At 53.9% G+C, this 22,301-nt stretch carries 26 protein-coding genes; 14 read left to right on the top strand and 12 right to left on the bottom strand.

The window, feature by feature from the left end; all coding sequences use genetic code 11:
* The first annotated feature begins 8 nt into the window (after window positions 1-8).
* The 3 genes from astE to ves all read left to right on the top strand — a co-directional run bounded on the left by astE (window position 9) and on the right by ves (window position 2,649).
* Window positions 9-974, top strand: a complete 966-nt coding sequence (gene astE / locus ACOTX3_RS08755) for a succinylglutamate desuccinylase (RefSeq protein WP_058679125.1) — start codon at window positions 9-11, stop codon at window positions 972-974.
* Window positions 975-1,311: 337 nt separating this feature from the next.
* A complete protein-coding gene (gene spy / locus ACOTX3_RS08750) occupies window positions 1,312-1,803 on the top strand; it encodes an ATP-independent periplasmic protein-refolding chaperone Spy (RefSeq protein WP_014831529.1) in 492 nt (163 codons plus the stop codon).
* A gap of 288 nt (window positions 1,804-2,091) precedes the next feature.
* Window positions 2,092-2,649 carry an environmental stress-induced protein Ves gene (gene ves / locus ACOTX3_RS08745; protein WP_013097026.1) on the top strand — a complete coding sequence of 186 codons (558 nt, stop codon included), beginning with the start codon at window positions 2,092-2,094 and terminating at the stop codon, window positions 2,647-2,649.
* Here the strand turns inward: ves and cho are convergent.
* Window positions 2,627-3,517, bottom strand: coding sequence for an excinuclease Cho (cho, locus tag ACOTX3_RS08740; protein ID WP_020688382.1), 891 nt, complete (start codon window positions 3,515-3,517; stop codon window positions 2,627-2,629). The genes ves and cho overlap by 23 nt on opposite strands.
* A 137-nt stretch (window positions 3,518-3,654) precedes the next feature.
* Complete coding sequence (gene nadE, locus ACOTX3_RS08735; protein ID WP_013097024.1) at window positions 3,655-4,482, bottom strand: ammonia-dependent NAD(+) synthetase; 828 nt, start codon at window positions 4,480-4,482, stop codon at window positions 3,655-3,657.
* 232 nt (window positions 4,483-4,714) lie between these two features.
* Here nadE and osmE point away from each other — a divergent pair, with 232 nt between their 5' ends.
* From osmE to chbG, 7 genes are all read left to right on the top strand, one after another.
* Window positions 4,715-5,059, top strand: coding sequence for an osmotically-inducible lipoprotein OsmE (osmE, locus tag ACOTX3_RS08730; protein WP_003857836.1), 345 nt, complete (start codon window positions 4,715-4,717; stop codon window positions 5,057-5,059).
* 281 nt (window positions 5,060-5,340) lie between these two features.
* Window positions 5,341-5,658: a PTS N,N'-diacetylchitobiose transporter subunit IIB gene (chbB, locus tag ACOTX3_RS08725; RefSeq protein ID WP_013097023.1), complete on the top strand. Its 318-nt coding sequence runs from the start codon at window positions 5,341-5,343 to the stop codon at window positions 5,656-5,658.
* Window positions 5,659-5,737: 79 nt separating this feature from the next.
* Complete coding sequence (gene chbC, locus ACOTX3_RS08720) at window positions 5,738-7,096, top strand: PTS N,N'-diacetylchitobiose transporter subunit IIC (protein ID WP_013097022.1); 1,359 nt, start codon at window positions 5,738-5,740, stop codon at window positions 7,094-7,096.
* A gap of 48 nt (window positions 7,097-7,144) precedes the next feature.
* On the top strand, window positions 7,145-7,492 hold the full coding sequence (chbA, locus tag ACOTX3_RS08715; protein WP_058651486.1) for a PTS N,N'-diacetylchitobiose transporter subunit IIA: 348 nt from the start codon (window positions 7,145-7,147) through the stop codon (window positions 7,490-7,492).
* 29 nt (window positions 7,493-7,521) lie between these two features.
* Complete coding sequence (chbR, locus tag ACOTX3_RS08710) at window positions 7,522-8,340, top strand: transcriptional regulator ChbR (protein WP_013097020.1); 819 nt, start codon at window positions 7,522-7,524, stop codon at window positions 8,338-8,340.
* Between the two features lie 110 nt (window positions 8,341-8,450).
* A complete protein-coding gene (locus ACOTX3_RS08705; RefSeq protein WP_029882007.1) occupies window positions 8,451-9,806 on the top strand; it encodes a 6-phospho-beta-glucosidase in 1,356 nt (451 codons plus the stop codon).
* A gap of 11 nt (window positions 9,807-9,817) precedes the next feature.
* Window positions 9,818-10,567, top strand: coding sequence for a chitin disaccharide deacetylase (chbG, locus tag ACOTX3_RS08700; RefSeq protein ID WP_058651487.1), 750 nt, complete (start codon window positions 9,818-9,820; stop codon window positions 10,565-10,567).
* 89 nt (window positions 10,568-10,656) lie between these two features.
* Here chbG and katE read toward each other — a convergent pair whose 3' ends face one another.
* Window positions 10,657-12,906: a catalase HPII gene (katE, locus tag ACOTX3_RS08695; protein ID WP_058651488.1), complete on the bottom strand. Its 2,250-nt coding sequence runs from the start codon at window positions 12,904-12,906 to the stop codon at window positions 10,657-10,659.
* 188 nt (window positions 12,907-13,094) lie between these two features.
* Here katE and cedA point away from each other — a divergent pair, with 188 nt between their 5' ends.
* A complete protein-coding gene (gene cedA, locus ACOTX3_RS08690; protein ID WP_071829998.1) occupies window positions 13,095-13,343 on the top strand; it encodes a cell division activator CedA in 249 nt (82 codons plus the stop codon).
* A gap of 53 nt (window positions 13,344-13,396) precedes the next feature.
* On the opposite strand, the gene tcyP is transcribed toward cedA, so the two are convergent.
* The 4 genes from tcyP to hxpB form a co-directional block, all read right to left on the bottom strand.
* A complete protein-coding gene (tcyP, locus tag ACOTX3_RS08685) occupies window positions 13,397-14,788 on the bottom strand; it encodes a cystine/sulfocysteine:cation symporter (RefSeq protein WP_038419159.1) in 1,392 nt (463 codons plus the stop codon).
* Between the two features lie 127 nt (window positions 14,789-14,915).
* Window positions 14,916-15,506: a metal-dependent hydrolase gene (locus ACOTX3_RS08680; protein ID WP_013097014.1), complete on the bottom strand. Its 591-nt coding sequence runs from the start codon at window positions 15,504-15,506 to the stop codon at window positions 14,916-14,918.
* 93 nt (window positions 15,507-15,599) lie between these two features.
* Complete coding sequence (gene kduD / locus ACOTX3_RS08675; protein WP_038979918.1) at window positions 15,600-16,361, bottom strand: 2-dehydro-3-deoxy-D-gluconate 5-dehydrogenase KduD; 762 nt, start codon at window positions 16,359-16,361, stop codon at window positions 15,600-15,602.
* A gap of 129 nt (window positions 16,362-16,490) precedes the next feature.
* The gene (gene hxpB / locus ACOTX3_RS08670; RefSeq protein WP_013097012.1) at window positions 16,491-17,162 is read right to left on the bottom strand and encodes a hexitol phosphatase HxpB; all 672 of its coding nucleotides are present in this window, start codon (window positions 17,160-17,162) and stop codon (window positions 16,491-16,493) included.
* A 148-nt stretch (window positions 17,163-17,310) separates the two neighbouring features.
* On the opposite strand from hxpB, the gene ACOTX3_RS08665 reads away from it, so the two are divergent.
* Window positions 17,311-17,847, top strand: a complete 537-nt coding sequence (locus tag ACOTX3_RS08665; RefSeq protein WP_013097011.1) for a YniB family protein — start codon at window positions 17,311-17,313, stop codon at window positions 17,845-17,847.
* Between the two features lie 33 nt (window positions 17,848-17,880).
* Here ACOTX3_RS08665 and ACOTX3_RS08660 read toward each other — a convergent pair whose 3' ends face one another.
* From ACOTX3_RS08660 to pfkB, 3 genes are all read right to left on the bottom strand, one after another.
* Window positions 17,881-18,741 carry a fructosamine kinase family protein gene (locus ACOTX3_RS08660; RefSeq protein WP_058679123.1) on the bottom strand — a complete coding sequence of 287 codons (861 nt, stop codon included), beginning with the start codon at window positions 18,739-18,741 and terminating at the stop codon, window positions 17,881-17,883.
* Between the two features lie 105 nt (window positions 18,742-18,846).
* Entirely contained in the window at window positions 18,847-19,137 is a 291-nt protein-coding gene (gene ghoS / locus ACOTX3_RS08655) for a type V toxin-antitoxin system endoribonuclease antitoxin GhoS (RefSeq protein WP_013097009.1), read from the bottom strand.
* Window positions 19,138-19,240: 103 nt separating this feature from the next.
* Window positions 19,241-20,173: a 6-phosphofructokinase II gene (pfkB, locus tag ACOTX3_RS08650; RefSeq protein WP_020688369.1), complete on the bottom strand. Its 933-nt coding sequence runs from the start codon at window positions 20,171-20,173 to the stop codon at window positions 19,241-19,243.
* A 295-nt stretch (window positions 20,174-20,468) separates the two neighbouring features.
* On the opposite strand from pfkB, the gene ACOTX3_RS08645 reads away from it, so the two are divergent.
* Window positions 20,469-21,227 (top strand): DUF481 domain-containing protein, encoded by a 759-nt coding sequence (locus ACOTX3_RS08645; protein ID WP_058679122.1) that lies wholly within the window; start codon window positions 20,469-20,471, stop codon window positions 21,225-21,227.
* Between the two features lie 260 nt (window positions 21,228-21,487).
* A complete protein-coding gene (locus tag ACOTX3_RS08640; RefSeq protein ID WP_023620708.1) occupies window positions 21,488-21,697 on the top strand; it encodes a hypothetical protein in 210 nt (69 codons plus the stop codon).
* A 107-nt stretch (window positions 21,698-21,804) separates the two neighbouring features.
* On the opposite strand, the gene yniD is transcribed toward ACOTX3_RS08640, so the two are convergent.
* Both yniD and yncL read right to left on the bottom strand, forming a co-directional pair.
* Window positions 21,805-21,912 carry a small membrane protein YniD gene (gene yniD, locus ACOTX3_RS08635; RefSeq protein WP_008500658.1) on the bottom strand — a complete coding sequence of 36 codons (108 nt, stop codon included), beginning with the start codon at window positions 21,910-21,912 and terminating at the stop codon, window positions 21,805-21,807.
* 85 nt (window positions 21,913-21,997) lie between these two features.
* Window positions 21,998-22,090: a stress response membrane protein YncL gene (gene yncL / locus ACOTX3_RS08630; protein ID WP_023620707.1), complete on the bottom strand. Its 93-nt coding sequence runs from the start codon at window positions 22,088-22,090 to the stop codon at window positions 21,998-22,000.
* Window positions 22,091-22,301 lie beyond the last annotated feature (211 nt).

The following is a 22,301-nucleotide window of genomic DNA, read 5'->3' as shown; positions in this document are numbered from 1 at the left end:
GAGGCGCTATGGAAAATTTACTGGCGCTGACGCTGGCAGACGAAACGCCCTCACAACGTGAGGGGGAGGGCCCCTCATTCCACTGGCGGTGGCTGGGGCGCGGCGTGCTTGAACTGACACCGACCGCCAGGAGTGAACTGTCGCTTCTGCTCTCAACCGGCATTCACGGCAATGAAACGGCGCCCGTCGAGATTGTCGACCTGCTGCTGCGCGCGTTGTATAGCGGGGAGATCGCGCTGCACTGCCGTCTGCTGGTGGTTCTGGGAAACCCGCCTGCGCTGGCGCAAAACAAACGCTATCTGGTGAGCGACATCAACCGCATGTTCGGTGGCCGCTGGTCGCAATTCCCACAAAGTGATGAAACGGCACGGGCGCAGTGGCTGGAGCAGATCGTCACCTCCTTTTTCACCGACGCGGGGCCATCGCGCTGGCATCTCGATCTGCATACGGCGATCCGCGCCTCGTATCACGTGCGTTTTGGCGTACTGCCGCAGCGTAATCAGCCCTGGGAGGAAGATTTTCTGCGCTGGCTGGGGGATGCGGGGCTGGAAGCGCTGGTCTTCCATCAGTCGCCGGGGGGAACCTTTACCCACTTCACCTGTGAACGCTTCGGCGCGCTGGCCTGCACGCTGGAACTGGGAAAAGCGCTGCCGTTTGGGCAAAACGATCTTACGCGCTTTGCCCCGACGCATTTTGCGCTGCGGGCGCTGCTGGGGGGGACGGAGCCGGAGCATACCAGCCAGCCCGTCGAGCGTTATCGGGTTGTGCAGCAGATCACCCGCCGTAGCGAGGCTTTCCAGCTACATATGGCGGCCCACACGCTCAATTTTACGCCGTTTCGCAAGGGGGCATTACTGGCGGAGGACGGCGGCGAGCGCTATGAAGTGCAGAAAACAACCGAATATGTGCTGTTCCCCAACCCGACGGTGGCCTTTGGTCTGCGGGCCGGGCTGATGCTGGAAAAAGTGTCCTGATCGTGTCCCCTCCTGTCTGCGGGAGGGGAATATTAAAACTATATTCTTAGCGATTAAGGCGATCGCATTTTCTTTGCAGAATATTCCTGGATAATTGCTTTATTATTAAACGGCAGTTGGTTATACTTCTGCACAATCTCTTAATAATCAGCTTATTGCATATTTTTGTTGCAACTCTCCACGCTTTATCCTTATTTTCTCCATATTTGACGAAAATTTGTTTTTTACACTTTCATTGTTTTACCGTTGCTCTGACTAATTGACGATAAACCCCGTAAAGTTAATCTCGTCAACACGGCATAGCGCCGAAGAATAACTGAAAGTAAGGAAATAAATTATGCGTAAGTTTACTGCACTGTTTGTTGCTTCTACCCTGGCTCTGGGCGCTACCAGCATGGCGTTCGCCGCAGATACCGCAACCACCACTGCCGCGCCTGCTGAAGGCAAAATGATGATGCATCACAAAGGCAAGCCGGGTATGCACGAGATGATGATGTTCAAAGATCTGAACCTGACGGATGCGCAGAAACAGCAGATCCGCGACATCATGAAAAGCCAGCGTGACCAGATGAAACGTCCTCCGCTGGAAGAGCGCCGCGCGATGCATGACATTATCGCCAGCGACAGCTTCGATAAGGCAAAAGCCGAAGCGCAGATCGACAAAATGGCTGAGCAGCATAAAGCCCGCATGCTGGCTCATATGGAAACCCAGAACAAGATCTACAACATTCTGACGCCGGAACAGAAAAAACAATTTAATGCCAATTTTGAGAAGCGTCTGACAGAACGTCCGGCAATGGAAGGTAAAATGCCAGCACCAACCGAATAAACGGTTCACTCTCTTAAGACCGCCGGGATCCTGTCTACAAAAGCGCAAATGCTGTGGACAGGACCGGCGGTTTTTTCTTTCTTACCCTCTTGTCTGCCGCAACAGGCGCGGTATTCTCCTGTCATCGCTTCAGAGAATTCATGACGTTAGATTTTTTATCAGCGTCCCGCTAAGGCTTGCCCGCTCTGCTGCCGATACTACGTCTGTAACTATTCAATCATAACAAACAAGACAGCAACGATAGCGATATCCTTGCCCTGGCGCTCGTTGCGCCATTCAGGAGTGGTGATGGAGTTCTTTGATATCCGTAAAATGCCGGTCAGTCTCTGGCGCAATGGTGCTGGTGAGACGCGCGAAATTTGTTGTTTTCCTCCCGCGACGCGCGATTTTTTCTGGCGTGCCAGCATTGCGACGATCGCCAGCAATGGCGAATTCTCCTCCTTTCCCGGTGTTGACCGGGTTATCACCCTGCTGGAAGGGGGGGAAGTGACGCTCGATGCCGGTCAGGCGTTTTGCCATACCCTGAAGCACCATCAGCCCTTTTGTTTTTCCGGCGACCAGCCGGTAAAAGCGCTGTTAAGCGACGGGCAGATGTCGATGGACTTCAACATCATGACCCGGCGGGATTGCTGCCAGGCGAAAGTGCGGGTGGCGGACCGCACCTTCACTACCTTTGGCTCACGCGGGGGTGTGGTCTTCGTCTTAAGCGGTGCGTGGCAGCTGGGGGATAAATTGCTGACAGCCGATCAGGGCGCGAGCTGGGAGGAGGGAACCCACACCCTGCGTTTGCTGGAATCGCACGGCAGGTTATTATTCAGCGAAATCAACTGGCTGCCTGGTCATTAAGCACAATAACGTCAAACTCGCCGGTCAGCACGGGCTTACAGAGAATTTTGTAGCCATCATGGTCGAAGCCGGCGGGTGTGCGTAACAGGGTGGCGGCCTCCTGCAGATTATCGACCGCCCCCAGCCAGAACCAGTTATGAACAATGTGGTACTGTGTCATTGTCTCTCCCACCTCTTTTAGCGCAACGGCCCCTTCCCATGGCCAGCACTTCACGCTGATGGCCGCCAGCCCGCCAAGAAGCCGGGCGTGATGATCCTCGACGCTCTCTTTGCCGCAGCAGGCACCCGCACAGCGTTTGAGCGCAGAGCGGAAACAGGCGCGTCCACGAGTGGTGGCCTCCAGCCCCAGCAGGCTGTAGCAAAGCTGCTGCTCGTCCGCCAGCGTTTGCAGCGCCTGTAGCGCAGCACGTTTGTTGGCGAACAGGCCGTACAGATTCGGTGCGTGCGAAAAATCGACGTCGCGCGCATAGACAACCTGCGGTTTGCCCGCGGTTATCTGCAGCGAGCAGAGCTGACGATTGCGGCGCAGACGCTTATTAAACAAGGGCTGTTGCTCTTTGATCAGCCGGGCTTCCAGTAAGAGCGCTCCCATTTCCCCTGCCGTCGGATACCAGCTGATGCGTCGCGACTGGCGGAGCATGGCGGCTTCGTCCGGCGTGCGCAGATGGGACAGCACCCGGCTGCGAATATTCACGCTTTTGCCGATATAGAGCGGCAGAGTGTCGCTTTCGCCATGAAAGATGTACACGCCCGGCTGTTTAGGCAATTCCTCAAGCCAGGGGCGGAGATGTTCGGGATATTCATAGATAGCCGCCGCTTCAAACTCCAGACGCGGGGCAGATTGACGCCTGCTCACATACGACTCCATATACTGTTCAGCTATACAGTGTAGCAGGTGTGGGGTGGTTAAAAAAGAGCCGGGTCGCCTGATGCTCTCACCCCAACCCTCTCCCTCGGGAGAGGGCGCAAACACTAAAAACGGTAACCTGGGTTACCGTTTTGCTTTTATTTCTTCCAGAAATCGTCAAACACGGTAATGGGTGGGCGGCGTTTGTGCTCGGTTTTCAGATACCAGCCTTCGATAATCTTCGCGATACTCTCGTCCAGTTTCTTGCCTTCCAGATAATCATCGATGTTGTCATAGGTCACACCGAGCGCCGCTTCATCCGGCAGGGAAGGGCGATCGTCTTCCAGATCCGCCGTTGGCGCTTTCTTGTATAAATGCTCCGGGCAGCCCAGCGCAGCCAGCAACTGTTTACCCTGACGCTTGTTTAAACGGAAGATAGGGTTAATGTCGGTGCCCCCGTCGCCATATTTGGTGAAGAAACCGGTGATGGCTTCTGCCGCGTGATCGGTCCCGACAACCACGCCTTTGGTCATGCCTGCGATGCTGTACTGCGCTTTCATACGTTCGCGCGCTTTTTCATTGCCGCGCACAAAATCGCTCAGCTCAATGCCCGCTTCACGCAGCGCCTGCTCACTCGCCAGCACCGATCCTTTGATATTGACCGTCAGTACGCGGTCTGGCTGGATAAAGGCGATGGCATCCTGACAATCCTGTTCGTCTGCCTGCACGCCATACGGAAGACGCACGGCGATAAACTGCAGCGCTTCATCTCCCGTCTCTTCGCGCAGCTCTGAAATGGCCATCTGGCAGAGTTTGCCGGTCAGCGTCGAGTCCTGTCCGCCGCTGATGCCCAGTACCAGCGTTTTCAGAAACGAGTTCGTTTTTAAATAGGATTTTAAAAAATCAACGCTTCGGCGGATCTCTTCATTTGCATCTACCGCAGGCTTCGCGCCCAGCGCCTGAATAATCTCGTGTTGCAGAGCCATCACGCCCTCCATATGCAGACCATAAACAGAATGTGTTAACTGTTAAAACTAACCCTTCAGGCGTAAAACGACAAGGATCACAGTTTCGAGTGCGCTATTTTGCGGCGTTTTAGCAGCTTATCGTTGTTTTATTGGAATTTTCCGAAATTCGTCTGGCGTAACTCGCAAAGTTGAACAATAGTACTTTTTATCCCATGCTTAGATAACACGCTGATAAACAAGAGGACGGAATATGAACAAGAACGTAGCAGGAATTCTTAGCGCAGCGGCGGTACTGACTATGCTGGCAGGGTGTACGGCTTACGATCGCACCAAAGATCAGTTTACACAGCCGGTAGTAAAAGATGTCAAAAAAGGCATGACCCGTTCGCAGGTGGCTGCGATTGCCGGTAAGCCTTCGTCAGAAGTGACCATGATCCATGCGCGTGGTACCTGCCAGACCTATATCCTGGGTCAACGTGATGGTAAGGCAGAAACATACTTTGTTGCTCTGGATGACACCGGTCACGTCATCAATTCCGGTTACCAGACCTGTGCTGAATACGATACCGATCCGCAAGCACCTAAGGCGCAGTAACCCTGCTTGCCTGAGGATGTTAACAAGCCGGCCTTTGGGCCGGTTTTTTTATGCATACGTAAATCTTATTTCTTTGCGCGAATTATTTGCCTGAAATGTGAAGGTAGTCAACAAGCCAGGTCAATGAGAGACAATTTAGGCCTGTGCAGAATTATCCCCCCTCTGTACCATTACGTATACTCACTCCAACGATAAACAACAGTCAGCACATTACCTGTCAGCCAGGAGAGCGAGTCGAGTGATAGCGAGACGGCAGGTAGTCATAAAAGAGGGAAATCATGATGGAAAAGAAACATATCTACCTGTTCTGCTCTGCAGGCATGTCAACGTCACTGCTGGTGTCGAAGATGCGTGCACAGGCCGAAAAGTATGAAGTGCCGGTGGTGATCGAAGCGTTCCCGGAAACGCTGGCGGGTGAAAAAGGCCAGACCGCAGATGTTATTTTACTGGGTCCGCAGATCGCTTACATGTTGCCAGAAATTCAACGTCTGTTACCGAATAAACCGGTCGAGGTTATCGACTCAGGGCTGTACGGTAAGATTGATGGTTTAGGTGTACTGAAAGCTGCTGTGGCAGCAATTAAAAAAGCTGCTAATTAATTTTTATTTTTCCCGTCAAAGAGTTATTTCACACACAATACGCCGCGACATACGTTGCGGCATTTAAGGGTATTTTCCTATGAGTAAAGTCATCGCTTCACTTGAAAAGGTACTCCTTCCTTTTGCTGTTAAAATAGGAAAGCAGCCTCACGTTAACGCCATCAAAAACGGCTTTATTAAATTAATGCCGTTGACGCTGGCCGGGGCAATGTTCGTTTTAATTAACAACGTTTTTCTGAGCTTTGGTGAAGGTTCCTTTTTTTATTCATTAGGAATTCGGTTAGACGCTTCAACCATTGAAACCCTTAACGGTTTTAAAGCCATCGGCGGCAACGTATATAACGGTACGTTGGGTATTATGTCGCTGATGGCGCCTTTCTTTATTGGGATGGCATTAGCCGAAGAACGTAAGGTGGATCCGCTGGCCGCGGGGTTATTGTCCGTTGCCGCCTTTATGACCGTCACCCCATACAGCGTGGGTGAAGCTTATGCTGTGGGTGCCAACTGGCTGGGTGGGGCAAACATTATTTCCGGTATCGTTATCGGTCTGGTGGTTGCCGAGATGTTCACCTTTATTATCCGTCGCAACTGGGTAATTCGCCTGCCGGATAGCGTACCGGGCTCCGTTTCCCGTTCATTTTCCGCGTTGATTCCAGGCTTCATTATTCTCTCCATCATGGGGATTATTGCCTGGGCGCTCTCTCACTGGGGCACAAACTTCCACCAGATCATCATGGACTCTATCTCTACGCCGCTGGCGTCGATGGGTGGCGTGGTCGGTTGGGCGTACGTGATTTTCACCTCCCTGCTGTGGTTCTTCGGCGTACATGGTTCACTGGCACTGGCCGCGCTGGACAGCGGTATCATGACCCCATGGGCACTGGAAAACGTTGCACTTTATCAGCAGTACGGCTCCGTTGATGCGGCGCTGGCAGCCGGTAAAACCTTCCATGTGTGGGCGAAGCCGATGCTGGACTCTTATATCTTCCTGGGGGGTACCGGGGCGACGCTGGGTCTGATCATCGCGGTCTTTATTGTCTCTCGTCGCGCTGACCATCGTCAGGTTGCGAAGCTGGCGCTGCCGTCAGGCATCTTCCAGATTAACGAGCCGATTCTGTTTGGTCTGCCTATCATCATGAACCCGGTGATGTTCATTCCATTCGTCCTGATTCAGCCGCTGCTTGCGGGGATCACTCTGACGGCCTATTACCTGGGCATTATCCCGCCTGTTACCAACATTGCGCCGTGGACCATGCCGGCGGGGCTGGGGGCGTTCTTCAACACCAACGGTAGCGTCGCGGCCTTCCTGCTGGCGATATTCAACCTCGGGATTGCAACACTGCTCTACATGCCATTCGTGGCGATAGCCAACAAAGCCGCGACCGTGATTGATGAAGAAGAGAGCGAAGAGGATATCGCCCTCGCACTGAAATTCTAAATATTGCCTGGCGCGGGGTAACCCGCGCCAGCGAAAAGGAGCTTAAAGATGTTAGATTTGGATAGTATCGTAGCCGAAGACGCCGTAGAGAGCGATCTGGAAGAAGTGGTGATGGGGCTTATCATCAACTCCGGGCAAGCACGTAGCCTGGCGTATGCCGCCCTGAAGCAGGCCAAGCAGGGCGATTTTGCCGCCGCTAAGACCATGATGGATCAATCCCGTATCGCGCTGAATGAAGCGCACCTGGTGCAGACTAAGCTTATCGAAGGCGACCAGGGGGAAGGGAAGATGAAAGTCAGCCTGGTGCTGGTGCATGCACAGGATCACCTGATGACCTCGATGCTGGCACGCGAGCTGGTGGCAGAGTTAATTGAGCTTCACGAGAAGCTGCAGTAAGTCAGACTGAGTAGCAGGAGGTCAGCACGATGGAAATTAAAACCGCACTTGAACAGCAGCTGTTTAATGGCAAGAATTTTCACGTGGTTATTTACAACAAGACGGAGAGCGCCAGTGGTCTGCATCAGCATGACTACTACGAGTTCACGATTGTTCTGACCGGCCGCTACTATCAGGAGATTAACGGCAAGCGTGTCCTGCTGGAGCGCGGTGATTTTGTTTTCCTGCCGATGGGATCTTATCACCAGAGCTTTTACGAATTTGGGGCCACCCGTATTCTGAATGTTGGCGTCAGCAGACGTTTCTTTGAGAAACACTATCTGCCGCTGGTGCCGTTCTGCTTTGTGGCGTCACAGGTCTATCGCGTGAAAAACGAATTTATGACCTGGATCGAAACGGTGATCGCCTCGCTCAACTTCCGCGACAATGAGTTCGATGAATTTATTGAAACCGTGACGTTCTATGTGATGAACCGCCTTCGCCATCACCGCGAAGAGCAGCAGGTGAGCGACGACATTCCGCAATGGCTGCGCAGTACCGTCGAGTTGATGCACGACAAAGGGCAGTTCAGCGAGAATGCTCTGGAAAATATGGTGTCACTGTCCGGAAAATCCCAGGAATACCTGACCCGGGCGACACAGCGTTATTATCGTAAAACACCCGTGCAAATTATTAATGAAATCCGCATTAATTTTGCCAAAAAACAGCTGGAAATTACCAACTACTCTGTCACCGATATTGCTTATGAGTCCGGTTACAGTAGCCCCAGCCTGTTTATTAAAACCTTTAAGAAATTTACCTCATTCACACCAAACAGTTACCGGAAGAATTTGACGGTAATTAATTAGTGCCTGGCGAGTTTATTCGCCACGAATATTGACTTGATTGCTTGCCCAAATAGCGGGAAGAGTCCGCTATACCTTGCAGGCGATTAACCTGATACGCTAAGGGAGATGTTATGCAAAAGAAATTAAAAGTCGTGACCATTGGCGGCGGCAGCAGCTATACCCCGGAATTACTGGAAGGTTTCCTGAAACGTTATCATGAATTACCGGTCAGTGAATTATGGCTGGTGGATGTTGAAGAAGGGCAGGAAAAGCTAAATATTATTTTTGACCTGTGCCAGCGGATGGTAGAAAAAGCCGGTGTGCCCTTAACCGTGCATAAAACCCTCGATCGTCGCCTGGCATTGCAGGACGCTGACTTCGTTACCACTCAGCTGCGCGTGGGCCAGCTCAAAGCGCGTGAACTGGACGAACGCATTCCGCTGAGCCACGGCTATCTGGGACAGGAAACCAACGGCGCGGGCGGCCTGTTTAAAGGTTTGCGCACCATCCCGGTCATTTTCGACATCATCAAAGATGTGCAGGCGATCTGCCCGAACGCATGGGTGATTAACTTTACCAACCCGGCCGGGATGGTCACCGAGGCGGTCTATCGCCATACCAACTTCAAGCGTTTTATCGGCGTCTGCAATATTCCGATTGGCATGAAGATGTTCATCCGCGACGTGCTGGAGCTGACCGACAACGACGATCTCTCTATTGATCTGTTCGGTCTCAACCACATGGTGTTCATCAGAGATGTGATAGTAAACGGCCAGTCTCGCTTTGCTGAACTGCTGGACGGCGTGGCTTCCGGCCGCCTGACCGCAGCATCCGTAAAAAATATCTTCGACCTGCCGTTCAGCGAAGGGCTCATCCGTTCCCTGAATCTGCTGCCATGCTCGTATCTGCTTTACTACTTCAAGCAGAAAGAGATGCTGGCCATCGAAATGGGCGAGTACTATAAAGGCGGTGCCCGCGCTCAGGTTGTGCAGAAAGTTGAAAAGCAGCTGTTTGATTTGTATAAAGATCCAAACCTGAACGTGAAGCCGAAAGAGCTTGAACAGCGCGGTGGAGCGTACTATTCCGACGCGGCGTGCGAAGTGATCAACGCCATTTACAATGACAAGCAGGCTGAGCACTACGTCAATGTGCCGCACCATGGCCATATCGACAATATCCCGGCCGACTGGGCCGTAGAGATGACCTGTATCCTGGGCCGTGAGGGGGCAAAACCGCATCCGCGTATTACCCACTTTGATGACAAAGTGATGGGGCTCATCCATACCATCAAAGGGTTTGAAGTGGCGGCCAGCAACGCTGCGCTGAGCGGTGAGTTGAATGACGTGCTGCTGGCGCTGAACCTCAGCCCGCTGGTGCATTCCGACCGCGATGCGGAAGGGCTGGCCAGCGAGATGATACTGGCGCATGAAAAATGGCTGCCAAACTTTGCCGCCACGGTTGAGAAGCTCAAGCATCAACACCGTTAAGAGGACGTGCGATGGAAAACCTGCTGATCGTCAATGCTGATGATTTTGGCCTGTCTAAGGGGCAAAACTACGGCATTGTTGAAGCCTGCCGACGGGGTGTGGTGACCTCGACCACCGCGCTGGTGAATGGAGAGGCGATAGAGCACGCGGCGCAGTTGAGCCGTGAAGCGCCTGAGCTGGGCGTGGGCATGCACTTTGTGTTGACGCTGGGGAGGCCGCTTTCAGCGATGCCGGGCCTGACGCGTGACGGGCAACTCGGGAAATGGATTTGGGAACTGGCGGAGCAGGACGCGCTGCCGCTCGAAGAGATTGCTCGCGAGCTGGACTGTCAGTACAACCGTTTTGTTGACCTCTTTGGTCGCGAACCAACCCATATCGACAGCCATCATCATGTGCATATGATCCCGGCGATTTTTCCGCTCGTTGCGGATTTTGCTCAGCGTAAAGGCGTGGCGATGCGTGTGGATCGTGACGTGCGCGGGTTGCCGGACTTTGCCGTGACCACATCGGAGGGGTTCAGCAGCGCATTTTACGGTGAGGAGATCGACGAAGCGCTGTTCCTGAAGGTGCTGGATGATTCCGCAGCCCGGGGGGAACGGTCGCTGGAGGTGATGGCGCATCCTGCGTTTGTCGATAACACCGTCCGTAAGAGCGCCTACTGCTGGCCGCGCCTGGCGGAGCTGGAGGTGCTGACGTCGCCGTCGCTGAAATACGCGATTGCCGAGCGCGGGTATCGGTTGGGGACTTTCGGGGATCTTTAAGACAAAGCCCAGTGGCGGCTTCGCCTTACCGGGCCTACAAAACCAGTCGAAATGTAGGCCGGGTAAGCGCAAGCGCCACCCGGCTTTTTTTACGCCGGTATCTGGTCAATCTTGCTGCTGCGCGACCAGACGCGGTGCGCGGCTAGCAGATCAAACAGCTTCGTCATAAACGCGTCGTCGACGTTATCGCCTTCCACAATCCCGTCTTCACCCTGATCGGCCACGTTCAGGCGTGCTTTAAACTGTCGCGCATCACCGGAAAGGGCGATCGGTTTCAGATGCTTATAGGCTTCAAGCAGATAATAGACCGCGTCACCGTTGCTCAGCAGGCTGGCAATATCGCCGCACGGCACAATCACCGCGTCCACTGTCAGGGATGGCGCACCGGCAAAGGTGGCGGCAACCGGCAGCACTGACCCGTCATCGGCAGTCACTTCACCCATTCGGGAGTAGAGCAATTTGGCGTGTACGCCTTTGGTTTTCAGCGCCTGCATGATCCCCAGCACGTCGCTGGCGCGAGTTTTGTCGTTAAGCAGGATCGCCACCACCCGGCCTTTAATCGAGCCTCCCGGCACCGCGTACAGGCTGAGCGCCGGATCTTTTTTCACCCCGTTGACCTCTTTTGGCGGGGCAAGATTGCGTTGCTCATCCGTCAGCGTAATGCCGAGGTTATCGGCCACGCTCTGGGCGAGTTGAATATCAATGTGTGCCAGCTGATCGACCACGCGCTCGCGGATGTAGGTCCGCACAACCTTGCTCAGTTCAAAGCTGAAGCCGCCGATAATATGCTGCTGCTCAATCGGTGTCTGGCTGTTCCAGAACAGGCGAGGGTGGGCGTAATACTCTCCAAATGACGGGCTGCGCTCGCGGATTTTGTTGCCGTCCACACGTTCCTGATACGACTCAAATCCACCCCGTTTCGGGCCAGGAGGCGTTTCGCGCGGCCAGTTATCGTTGATGGAGTTCGGCTCATAGTTGGCCGGGTTGGTATCAATATCCTGACGATGCATCCCGTCGCGCTGGAAATTGTGGTACGGACAGGTGGGGCGGTTAATCGGAATTTCATGGAAGTTCGGCCCGCCGAGTCGGCTGATCTGCGTATCGGTGTAGGAGAACAGTCGCCCCTGCAGCAGCGGATCGTTGGTGAAATCCAGGCCCGGGACGATATGCCCGGGGTGGAAGGCCGCCTGTTCGTTCTCGGCAAAGAAGTTATCCGGGTTGCGGTTAAGCACCATTTTGCCCACCAGCTGAACCGGTACCAGCTCCTCGGGGATCAGTTTGGTCGGATCCAGCAGGTCAAAATCGAATTTGAATTCGTCCTCTTCCGGGATCAGCTGTAACCCCAGCTCATATTCCGGGAAGTCGCCCGCTTCAATGGATTCCCACAGCTCGCGGCGATGGAAGTCCGGATCGCGCCCGGTCAGCTTCTGGGCTTCATCCCACACCAGCGAGGCTTTCCCGGCGACCGGTTTCCAGTGGAAACGGACAAACGTCGCTTTGCCCTCGGCGTTGATCATCCGGAAGGTATGAATGCCAAACCCTTCCATGGTGCGATAGCTGCGCGGGATCCCGCGGTCAGACATCGCCCACATCACGTTGTGTAACGTCTCGGGTTGCAGGGAGACATAGTCCCAGAAGGTGTCATGCGCACTTTGTCCCTGCGGTATCGCCCAGTGGGGCTCCGGTTTTACCGCATGGACAAAGTCAGGAAATTTATGCGCATCCTGAATGAAAAAGACCGGGGTGTTATTGCCGACCAGGTCGAAGATACCCTCTTCGGTATAAAACTTGGTGGCAAAGCCGCGAATATCTCGCACGGTATCAGCCGAACCTGCGCCACCCTGCACGGTGGAAAAGCGCACAAACACGGGGGTGATCTTATCCGGGTCTGAAAGGAAGTCAGCTTTGGTGATTTCCTTCAGGCTCTTGTAGGGCTGGAAATAGCCGTGAGCGGCGGAACCGCGCGCGTGCACGATACGCTCCGGGATACGCTCATGGTCAAAGTGGGTAATTTTTTCCCGCAGGATGAAGTCTTCCAGCAGAGTCGGTCCGCGGGATCCCGCGCGCAGGGAATTCTGATCGTCAGCGATGCGCACCCCCTGATTGGTGGTCAACGCATAGCCTTCTCCGCCTTTGCGGTGTGGCTCGAGTGATTTTAGTTTCTCATTGCCGGTGTCCGGCGATTTCATACTACCGGGCGCGGTCGGCTGCTCGCCAGGGGCTGAGGGACCCGGTGAAGGGCGATGAGAGCCATCTTCAGGTGCAAGGGAGTCCATACCCGGCTGTGATTCTTCAGTGCCATGAATGGGTGATTGATGTGTGTTATCTTTGTTCGACATTGCACGCTTCTCCTTTATTCATTCCTAAAAAACCCTGTTAACTATAGAACAATGTACGGAAAGGGCAGGCGAACTCAGCTTTTTCAGACACCGCCTTAGTAAAAGAGGCGGTCCACCACACGCAAGACGCGACGCGTGGGGGCAGGATCGGCTATCATAGAAATTTCCTGCTTTCAGAATGTGCTTTAATGAACCAGTCGCTTATGAAACCTCTTCGTCAACAAAATCGCCAGGTTATTAGCTACGTGCCCCGTGTCGAACCCGCTCCCCCTGAACATGCGCTGAAGGTGGATGGCTATCGCGATGTCTGGCAGTTACGTGGCAAATATGTGGCCTTTGTGCTGATTGGCGAGCATTTCCGTCGTTCCCCGGTGTTTACCGTGCCGGAAGCGGCCCAGCGGTGGGCGGTACAAATTCGACAGGATGAAGAAGTTTGAAAAATAACACGTATAAAAAAACCGCCTGATGGCGGTTTTTTTATTTTCAATGATTAACGGTGCGCCAGCTCGGCGTCGTCTTCACTATCCAGGATGGCTTTGTCGGTCTGCTTCAGCCACTGGCTGGTCAGCGTACCGGCCGTCATTGAGCCGCTCACGTTCAGTGCGGTACGCCCCATGTCGATCAGCGGTTCAACGGAGATCAGCAGGGCCACCAGCGTCACCGGCAGGCCCAGCGCAGGCAGAACAATCAGCGCGGCGAAGGTAGCACCGCCGCCCACGCCCGCAACGCCTGCGGAGCTAATGGTGACAATACCGACCAGCGTAGCAATCCAGACCGGATCCAGCGGATTGATCCCAACCGTTGGCGCAACCATCACGGCCAGCATCGCCGGGTAGAGACCCGCACACCCGTTCTGACCAATCGTGGCACCAAAGGAGGCCGAGAAGCTGGCAATAGACTCAGGTACACCCAGGCGACGAGTCTGCGCTTCGACGTTCAGCGGAATAGATGCGGCGCTGGAACGGCTGGTGAAGGCAAAGGTCAGCACCGGCCAGACTTTACGGAAGTATTTCAGCGGGCTTACGCCGTTCACACCCAGCAGGATGCCGTGTACGACAAACATAATGCCCAGACCCAGATAAGAGGCGACGACGAAGCTGCCCAGCTTAATGATGTCCTGCAGGTTAGAGCCAGCAACCACTTTGGTCATCAGCGCCAGAACACCGTAAGGGGTCAGCTGCATCACCAGACGAACCAGCTTCATCACCCAGCTTTGCAGGGTATCGATAGCGGTCAGCACGCGCTCGCCTTTCGGCGCATCGTCTTTCAGCAGTTTCAGTGCCGCCACGCCCAGGAAGGCGGCGAAAATCACCACGCTGATGATGGAAGTTGGGCTGGCGCCTGTCAGGTCAGCAAACGGGTTCTTCGGAATGAAGGAGAGCACCATCTGCGGCACCGTCAGGTCAGCGACTTTACCTACGTAGTTGGTCTGAATTGCGGTCAGACGCGCGGTTTCAGCGGTACCCTGAACCAGACCCTCGGCGGTCAGGCCGAACAGGTTGGTCACCAGCACCCCCACCAGCGCAGCAATCAGCGTGGTAAACAGCAGCGTACCGATGGTCAGGAAACTGATTTTACCCAACTGCGTAGCGTTATGCAGACGAGCAACAGCGCTCAGAATAGAGGCAAATACCAGCGGCATGACGATCATCTGCAGCAACTGGACATAGCCGTTACCGACAATATTGAACCACTGAATGGAGTCTTTCAGTATCGGGCTATCGGAGCCGTAGACGGCATGTAAGGCCAGGCCAAACACGACACCCATGACCAGACCCACCAGCACTTTCTTCGCCAGGCTCCACTGTTTGTGACGCGCCTGGGCGAGAAGCAATAGCAATATAACGAACACGACAATGTTCGCGATGAGTGGAAAATTCATCCCCGTTCTCCTGATTTATTATGTGGCCGGTTTTTACCGGTCCTGTTGGCGCAAGGTTAGCAGAAGTGTGATGTCGCGCTTATATCCAAATGGAATGGGTTATGACAAATGCGATAATTTTGCTGGTTTACTGTTCAATCTGGTGATGAATAAAGCGATTGAACTGAAATTGCAGCGAATTGATCATCTGAGATGACCAGCGCACTGCACTGTTTTCGGGCAATGTCTGCGGCATCCAGACGGCATAGGCGAACAGAGCCATGCACAACACGCGCTCAAGCTGATTCCCTTTCTGGGGAACGAGAACAGGCAGGCGGAAACGCCAGCGGCAGGGCCACAGCAGCGGCACGCCAGCAGGCGTCAGCATATCGGCGAGAATATGACTCAAATAGCCCAGCACCATGCCCTGAATGGCATCGGCGGGCACTATCCAGCTTTCAGGTACTTTTAAATAGAACAGCGTTAGCAGGGCAAACACGGCCAGCAAGCTGTGCGTAAACCCGCGATGGCCAAACGCACGGGCGATAGGTTTTGAGATCCACTTCAGGCGTTGCCCAAGAAAAGATTTAGGATGGTCGATGTCGGGCAACAGGCAGGTCAGCACGGCAGAAGGAACAATATGCCACCAGTCCCCCTGTGCAAGCACGGGGGTAAGCTCAGCGTTTTTGGCAAATACTGCGCACGCAATGGAAAAAAGCAGGTGGCCTTCCGCCGTCATGATAAAACCCAGGAAACTGTCAATTCATACAGTATAGGGTTTTTATACAGTAGGCGAAAGAGGTGACGGTGTAACTCTTTGTCACAAAGCGGGTCAACGCGCCAGCCAGCCCCCGTCGACGGCCAGGGTATGGCCGTTCACGTAGTCTGAGGCGGCGGAGGCCAAAAACACCACCGGGCCCTGCAGATCTTCCGGTACGCCCCAACGCCCGGCAGGAATGCGGTCAAGGATTTCCTGGCTACGCTGCTCGTCATCACGCAGCTGCTGCGTATTATTGGTCGCCATGTAACCCGGTGCGATAGCGTTGACGTTAATGCCATGCGCCGCCCACTCGTTCGCCAGCAGACGGGTGATCCCCAGCACGCCACTTTTTGAGGCGGTATAAGAGGGCACGCGGATGCCGCCCTGGAAGGAGAGCATTGAGGCGATGTTGATGATTTTCCCACCCTGACCCTGGGCGATAAACTGCTTTGCCACGGCCTGTGAGAGGAAGAAGACGGATTTCAGATTGAGGTCGATCACCTCATCCCAGTCCTTTTCCGTGAACGCCAGCGCATCTTCCCGGCGAATCGTCCCGGCGTTATTCACCAGAATATCGACGCGCCCCATCTCAGCGACGGCACGCTCCACAACGCCCTGAAGACTCGCCTGCTGGCCGAGGTCGGCCCGAATGGCCGTAAACCGTCTGCCGAGCCCCGTCACGCTGGCCGCTGTTTGCTCAGGCGCTTTACGGTTGACGCCCACGATATCGCAGCCCGCCTGTGCCAGCGCGATGGCCATGCCTTGCCCCAGACCGGTATCGCATCCGGTGACGATGGCCACTTTTCCTGAAAGAGTAAAGGTATCCAGTATCATTCGCGCCTCAGAAGCAGGTGATTGTCGTTCTGAAACTTAGAATAGGAGTCGGGCGTGAGAAATGCAACCGAAATGGAACGGTGTTTTATTTTATTTTCAGGCAGCACGAGGCTGCCTGAAACAGAGCGTTTATTCGCCTCGCAGGTGTTGCACCGTCAGGTCAGCCAGGGAGTTTAGCTTCACGTCGGCAAGCGCAAAACGGGGATCGTGTCGGCCCTCTTCAGCAGGAACGACAATGGAACGCATCCGCGCAGCTTTTGAGGCCACCATGCCGTTAACGGAATCTTCCAGCGCCACGCAGGTTAGCGGATCAAGACCGAGCTTAGCAGCACAGTCCATATACACCTGGGGATGGGGCTTACTGTAGGGGAGCTTTTCCGCAGAGGCCAGCGCATCGAAACTGTCACGCAGCTCAAACATGGTGAGCACTTTTTCCAGCATGTGCAGCGGGGAGGCGGAGGCCAGTCCCACCTTCAGCCCCTGCGCCTTGCACAGGGCGACAGCTTCACGGACGCCCGGCAGCAGCGGCCTGGACTCTTCCACCAGCGCAATGGCGCGGCTGATAATGCGGGCGGTGACCTCATCGCGATCCGGGCCCACCCATGGCTGATGGGCATACCACAGGTCAACCACCATATCGATACGCAAGCCCAGCGTATCCGGAAGTTCATGGCGGCGGCTGATATCGACGCCGAGGCTGGCCATGACGTCCAGTTCAGCACGATCCCAGAGCGGTTCGGAATCGATCAGTAATCCATCCATGTCAAAAATAGCGGCAAGAATTTGGCGCGGTGTCGACATCACAACGTCTCCTTATTAAGGGTGTACGACAGACGATACGTGCTAAGTACAATCTGCAATTTAGCATATTGCCTTTAAAGATCGGGCGAAAATGACGGTCAGGAGGTAGACTTAGCCACAAATAACGCGTCTTTATGAAGAGGAACTGATGACGTATCAACAAGCTGGACGCATTGCTGTCTTAAAACGGGTTGCTGGCTGGGTGATTTTTATTCCTGCCGTTATTTCTACGCTGATTTCTGTGCTCAAGTTTATGTACGATCACAGCGAAAAACAGCCGGGTATCAATGCGGTCATGCTTGATTTTGCGCATGTCATGATTGAGATGATGCGTTTTAACACGCCATTTTTGAATATCTTCTGGTTCAACTCGCCCACGCCGGACTTTCACCAGCAGCTGAATATCGGGTTTTGGGTGATTTATGCGCTGATTTTTATCGCCATGGCGTTACAGGCGTCAGGCGCACGCATGAGCCGTCAGACCCGTTTTTTACGTGAAGGGGTGGAAGACCAGATGATTCTGGAACAGGCCAAAGGCCCGGAAGGGATGACGCGTGAACAGATCGAGTCCCGCATCGTGGTGCCACGTCACTCTATCTTCCTGCAAATCTTTCCGCTCTATGTCCTGCCGGTGATCATTATTGTGGCGGGCTACTTCTTTTTCTCACTGCTCGGCTTTTTATAATCACAGGGTGGCCTGAGGCCACCCGTCCTGCCTTCACGCGGCCAGTACGCGCTCAAGCGCCCGCTGTGCGTTCACCAGATGCTCACCCCCAAACAGGATTGCGCGGTTCATCAGGGTATAAAGCTGATACACCGGCTGGCGGTCGAGGAAGCCCTGCGGTAAGGGGGAGATTGACTGATAGCCGTCATAAATTTGTGGCGGCTGCTCGGGGTGGAGGGGCAACATGGCGAGGTCGCACTCTCTGTCGCCCCAGTAGCAGGCCGGATCGTATATATAAGGCCCATTGGGGCCCAGCGCGCAGTTATCGGACCACAAATCGCCATGCAGCAAAGAAGGCTGAGGCTGATGAGAGGCCAGGCGCTGCTGTATATGCTCGACGATGGCATCAATGTTGCCAAATTCGAGGCCTTTCTCGGCGGCGAGCTCAAGTTGCCAGCCGATACGCTGCTCGGCAAAAAAGGTTGACCAGCGGCGTTGCCAGGCATTCGGTTGTGGTGTGGTGGAGAGATCGTTATCAAAGTCGAGACCAAACTGCGGCTGGTCGCTCCATTGATGCAGGCGCGCTATCTGCTGTCCCAGAATAAACGCATTGTGGGCATCCAGCGGACGGACAGGGAGATATTCCATCACCAGAAAGCTGTAGTCGCGGTCGCAGCCCACGGCCAGCACCTCCGGGACGGTGACCGTTTTGCTGCGCGACAACAGTTCCAGTTGATCGGCTTCGGCGGTGAAAATCGGGAGCAACTCTCGCTCGTCGCATTTTACGAAGAGATCGCGCCCTGAGTAGCGTATATGCCATGCGGCGTGGATCTCTCCGCCTGGCAGTTCGTTACGCAGTTCAATTTCACCTTCGCCCAGTTGTTCACGTAAAAGATGACTGATAGCCTGCCACATGATCTCTCTCCCATGTTGTCTGCCAGATCATAAAGTTAGCGCATAACTGCGGTAAAAAAATACGAACTAACGCACACCTGAGCGGTTTACCTTCATGCAGGGCACTTATTGTTCTTTTTTCTGCCAGGTTTCCCAGGTATCCACATCAATTTCGGCAGGTTTATCTGTCACGCTCTCAGCCAGGCTTTCCGCCAGCGCGCGAACCTCCTCTTCGCTGAGGGCGCTTATCAGGCCGAATGCCAGCGTGCCTAAATCATGAATATTGCCTTCTTCATCCGTCAGCGTGAGCAGGAAATTGGCCCGGGTAAAGGCGTTGTTAAGCTCATTCAGCTCGGTCAGCGACGCTTCATGAATGTTGACGGTAACGACGTAGCGGGTGATGTCACCACTGCTCATAATTCACCTCATTGTTATCATGAAAGTTTTCTTAGCATAGTCGATAGTGTGTGTTTGGCGACTTTGCACTGCATTTCCCCTTCAGCGCGAAGGGGAAAGCGGGTTAATTTCGGGACAGGTAATCGACAATTTTTTGCGTATCGGCCAGCGAACACAGCCGCGTTCCCTGGTTGATGGTTGCCGCGCTACCTGCCGCCACGCCGTAGCGTGTCATCTCCAGCAGCGTCGCGCCCTGGGCCAGTTTTAGCGTCATTGCCCCAACCATGCTGTCGCCTGCGCCTACGGTACTCTGGCTTTTCATCGGCGGCGGGACAACCTGCACTGACCCCGTTTCATCCACGGCCAGCGCCCCTTGTGGGCCAAGAGAGACCACCACGCGCCGCGCTTTACCCGTGCGCACCAGCTCCTGGGCCGCGCTGCGCACATCATCTGGCTGAGTGAGTTCGCGGTTAACCAGCGCGCTCAGCTCTTTCTGGTTTGGTTTGACCAGCTCAAGATTGCCTGGCTCTAATGCTGCCTGCAACGCCTCGCCGCTGCTGTCTACAATACAGCGGATGCCGCGCTGCTGTGCGGCCCGAATGAGCGCCGTCAGCTTTTCCGTACTGACACCGGGCGGCAGACTGCCGCTGATGACCAGCAGTGAACCGCTTTCAATCGTCAGCACTTTCTCTTCAAGCTGACGGAACTCGTCGTCGCTCAGTCTGGCGCCTGGCATCACAAAGCGATATTGCTCTCCGCTGGACTCCACGTGCACGTGCAGATTTTGACGTGTCCAGTCTTTGGCCTCGACCGTCTCCACGGCGACCTGTTCATCTGCCAGCAGAGAGACAAGATGTTCGCCGGTGGCTCCGCCTGCGGGGAATATCGCCGTGGCTTTCCCACCGAGATGGGTGATGGCGCGTGCCACGTTGATCCCTCCGCCGCCGGGCTCAAACACCGGGGCACTGCAGCGGAGTTTACCTTCCGGGTAAATCTGCGGCGTGAGGGTGGCGGAATCGAGGGAAGGGGAGAGCGTCAGAGTGTAGATAGAAACCATCATTACCTCCTTTTAGCGTGGGTTCCTTTTAGTCTGGCACCATTTGGCAGGAAGGCAATGTAAATAACAGTATGATTTTCAATATGAATAATGACAAAGCGAAGGCTAAGCGATATATAAAATAAAACGCATTTTGGGATCGTTCTTATTCAAAAAATGAAATAAGAAAACATTGCTATGTTATTTGCGGCTTTTTATAATTTGTTACCTTTCTCTGGACGCCTTGTCATTGATCCTCAAGAAAGTTTCCGGGACCGTGTGGTCTCTTTTTTTGTTGTACGGACTCCTTAATAAAATGAAGCTTTTGAAGACAGTGCCCGCTGCACTGATGCTGGCGGGTGGCGTGTTTGCGGCTATGAACGCAACCGCTGATGATTCCGTTTTTACTGTCATGGACGATCCCACCGCGGCGAAAAAACCTTTTGAAGGTAATTTGAACGCCGGGTACCTGGCGCAATCCGGTAACACGAAAAGCTCCTCTCTGACGGCGGATAGCACGTTGACCTGGTACGGTAACACCACCGCCTGGTCTCTGTGGGGAAACGCCAGCAACACCTCCGCTAACGATGAACGCTCCTCCGAGAAATACGCGGTAGGTGGACGTAGCCGTTACAACATGACTGACTATGACTACCTGTTTGGCCAGGCAAGCTGGCTGACTGACCGCTACAACGGCTATCGTCAACGCGATGTGTTCACCGCAGGTTATGGTCGTCAGTTCCTGAACGGTCCGGTTCATAGCTTCCGCTTCGAATTCGGTCCGGGTGTCCGTTATGACGAGTTCACCGACGGCGATACCAAAACGCAACCGCTCGGCTATGCGTCTGGCACCTACGCCTGGCAGATGACCGACAACACGAAGTTCACCCAGGGTGTTTCTGTGTTTGGCGCCGGGGACACAACGCTGAATTCTGAGACAGCGCTGAATGTGGACATCAACGAACACTTTGGCCTGAAAGTGGCCTATAACGTGACCTGGAACTCTTCGCCTCCAGAGACTGCGCCGGATCATACCGACCGCAGAACCACCGTTTCACTGGGCTATAAGATGTAATGCAGACGGGCCGATTATTTCGGCCCGTTTTTTATTTTCAGAAACTGTGCTGTTTTATATTAAACGCCGTTTTAAAATAATTGGTCCTCAAAATCTTCTTAATTTCTTCATAATTCATCCTGGCCAGACCGCATTCTGTTTATTTGACACAAATTGATAATAACCAGGCGAGGCAAAAGGATGAACCAGCGTTATACTCAATACACAGGCATTTATTTGCCTTGAGAAGTATTGCATGTCTTCAGAAAGAGAATAATAGTATGAAAAAAATCAAAAATACTGCTGCAGCCATGGTGCTTTCTGCACTTTCGTTTGGTGTATTCGCTGCAGATGATGCCAGTCAGGTTGGAATGACTCACGCTTCTGACGTTGAAGCCGGGTCAAACATCGCGCCGGGCGCGCCGTCTACCGGTCAATCAATGAATGACGCGTTTGATGTACATAAACTGGTAGCAGGTGAATGGTCCTGACAGGTAATTGTGTACGCCATTATTCCACCTGTATTTCGCCTTGACGAAAAACAGGTGGAATATCGATAACGTGTTTTATTCTGTACGCCGTTGCGTCAAATTCCCGCTTAGCCCCAAATCATCGCCGCCCAACGCAATAGCAGCATTGCACCGCAGATGGCAATTAAGACCAGCACCATTTTCCAGTGTTTGACGGCAAATCGTTTTGTTGGCATAACCTAATCCTTGTCTGTTGATGCCTTCAGTCTATCAAAATACGCGCTGTCGGGGACAGAAGGTTATGCCACATCATCGGTTGGGCTAGAACCAATGAAATCTCTCGGCAAGGATCAACGCTAAACCGGCAGCAGAAAGTATATTCAATATCACTACGGTTCTACTGGATACATTCATGTGATGCCTCATGGCTGTGTCAGGACCTGTTCAAGAATAGCTCAACAATCGGGTATTGCGAGCTCTGGCAGGCGATCGTGCCCTCATACGTTCAAACTGGTCGCAGAGGGTGCATACGCCCTGTCATTAGTGTTACCATTAGAAAGCCTGCCGTAAACCGGCATTATTCTGATTTTGGCAGGTGCAGGATGACGAGCCAATTTGACGATTG

It is taken from the genome of Enterobacter cloacae complex sp. IR5384, from assembly GCF_049237265.1.
GTDB lineage: Bacteria > Pseudomonadota > Gammaproteobacteria > Enterobacterales > Enterobacteriaceae > Enterobacter > Enterobacter cloacae.
The sequence above is the reverse complement of the archived record's forward strand: the minus strand, read 5'-3'. Positions and strand labels throughout refer to the sequence as shown.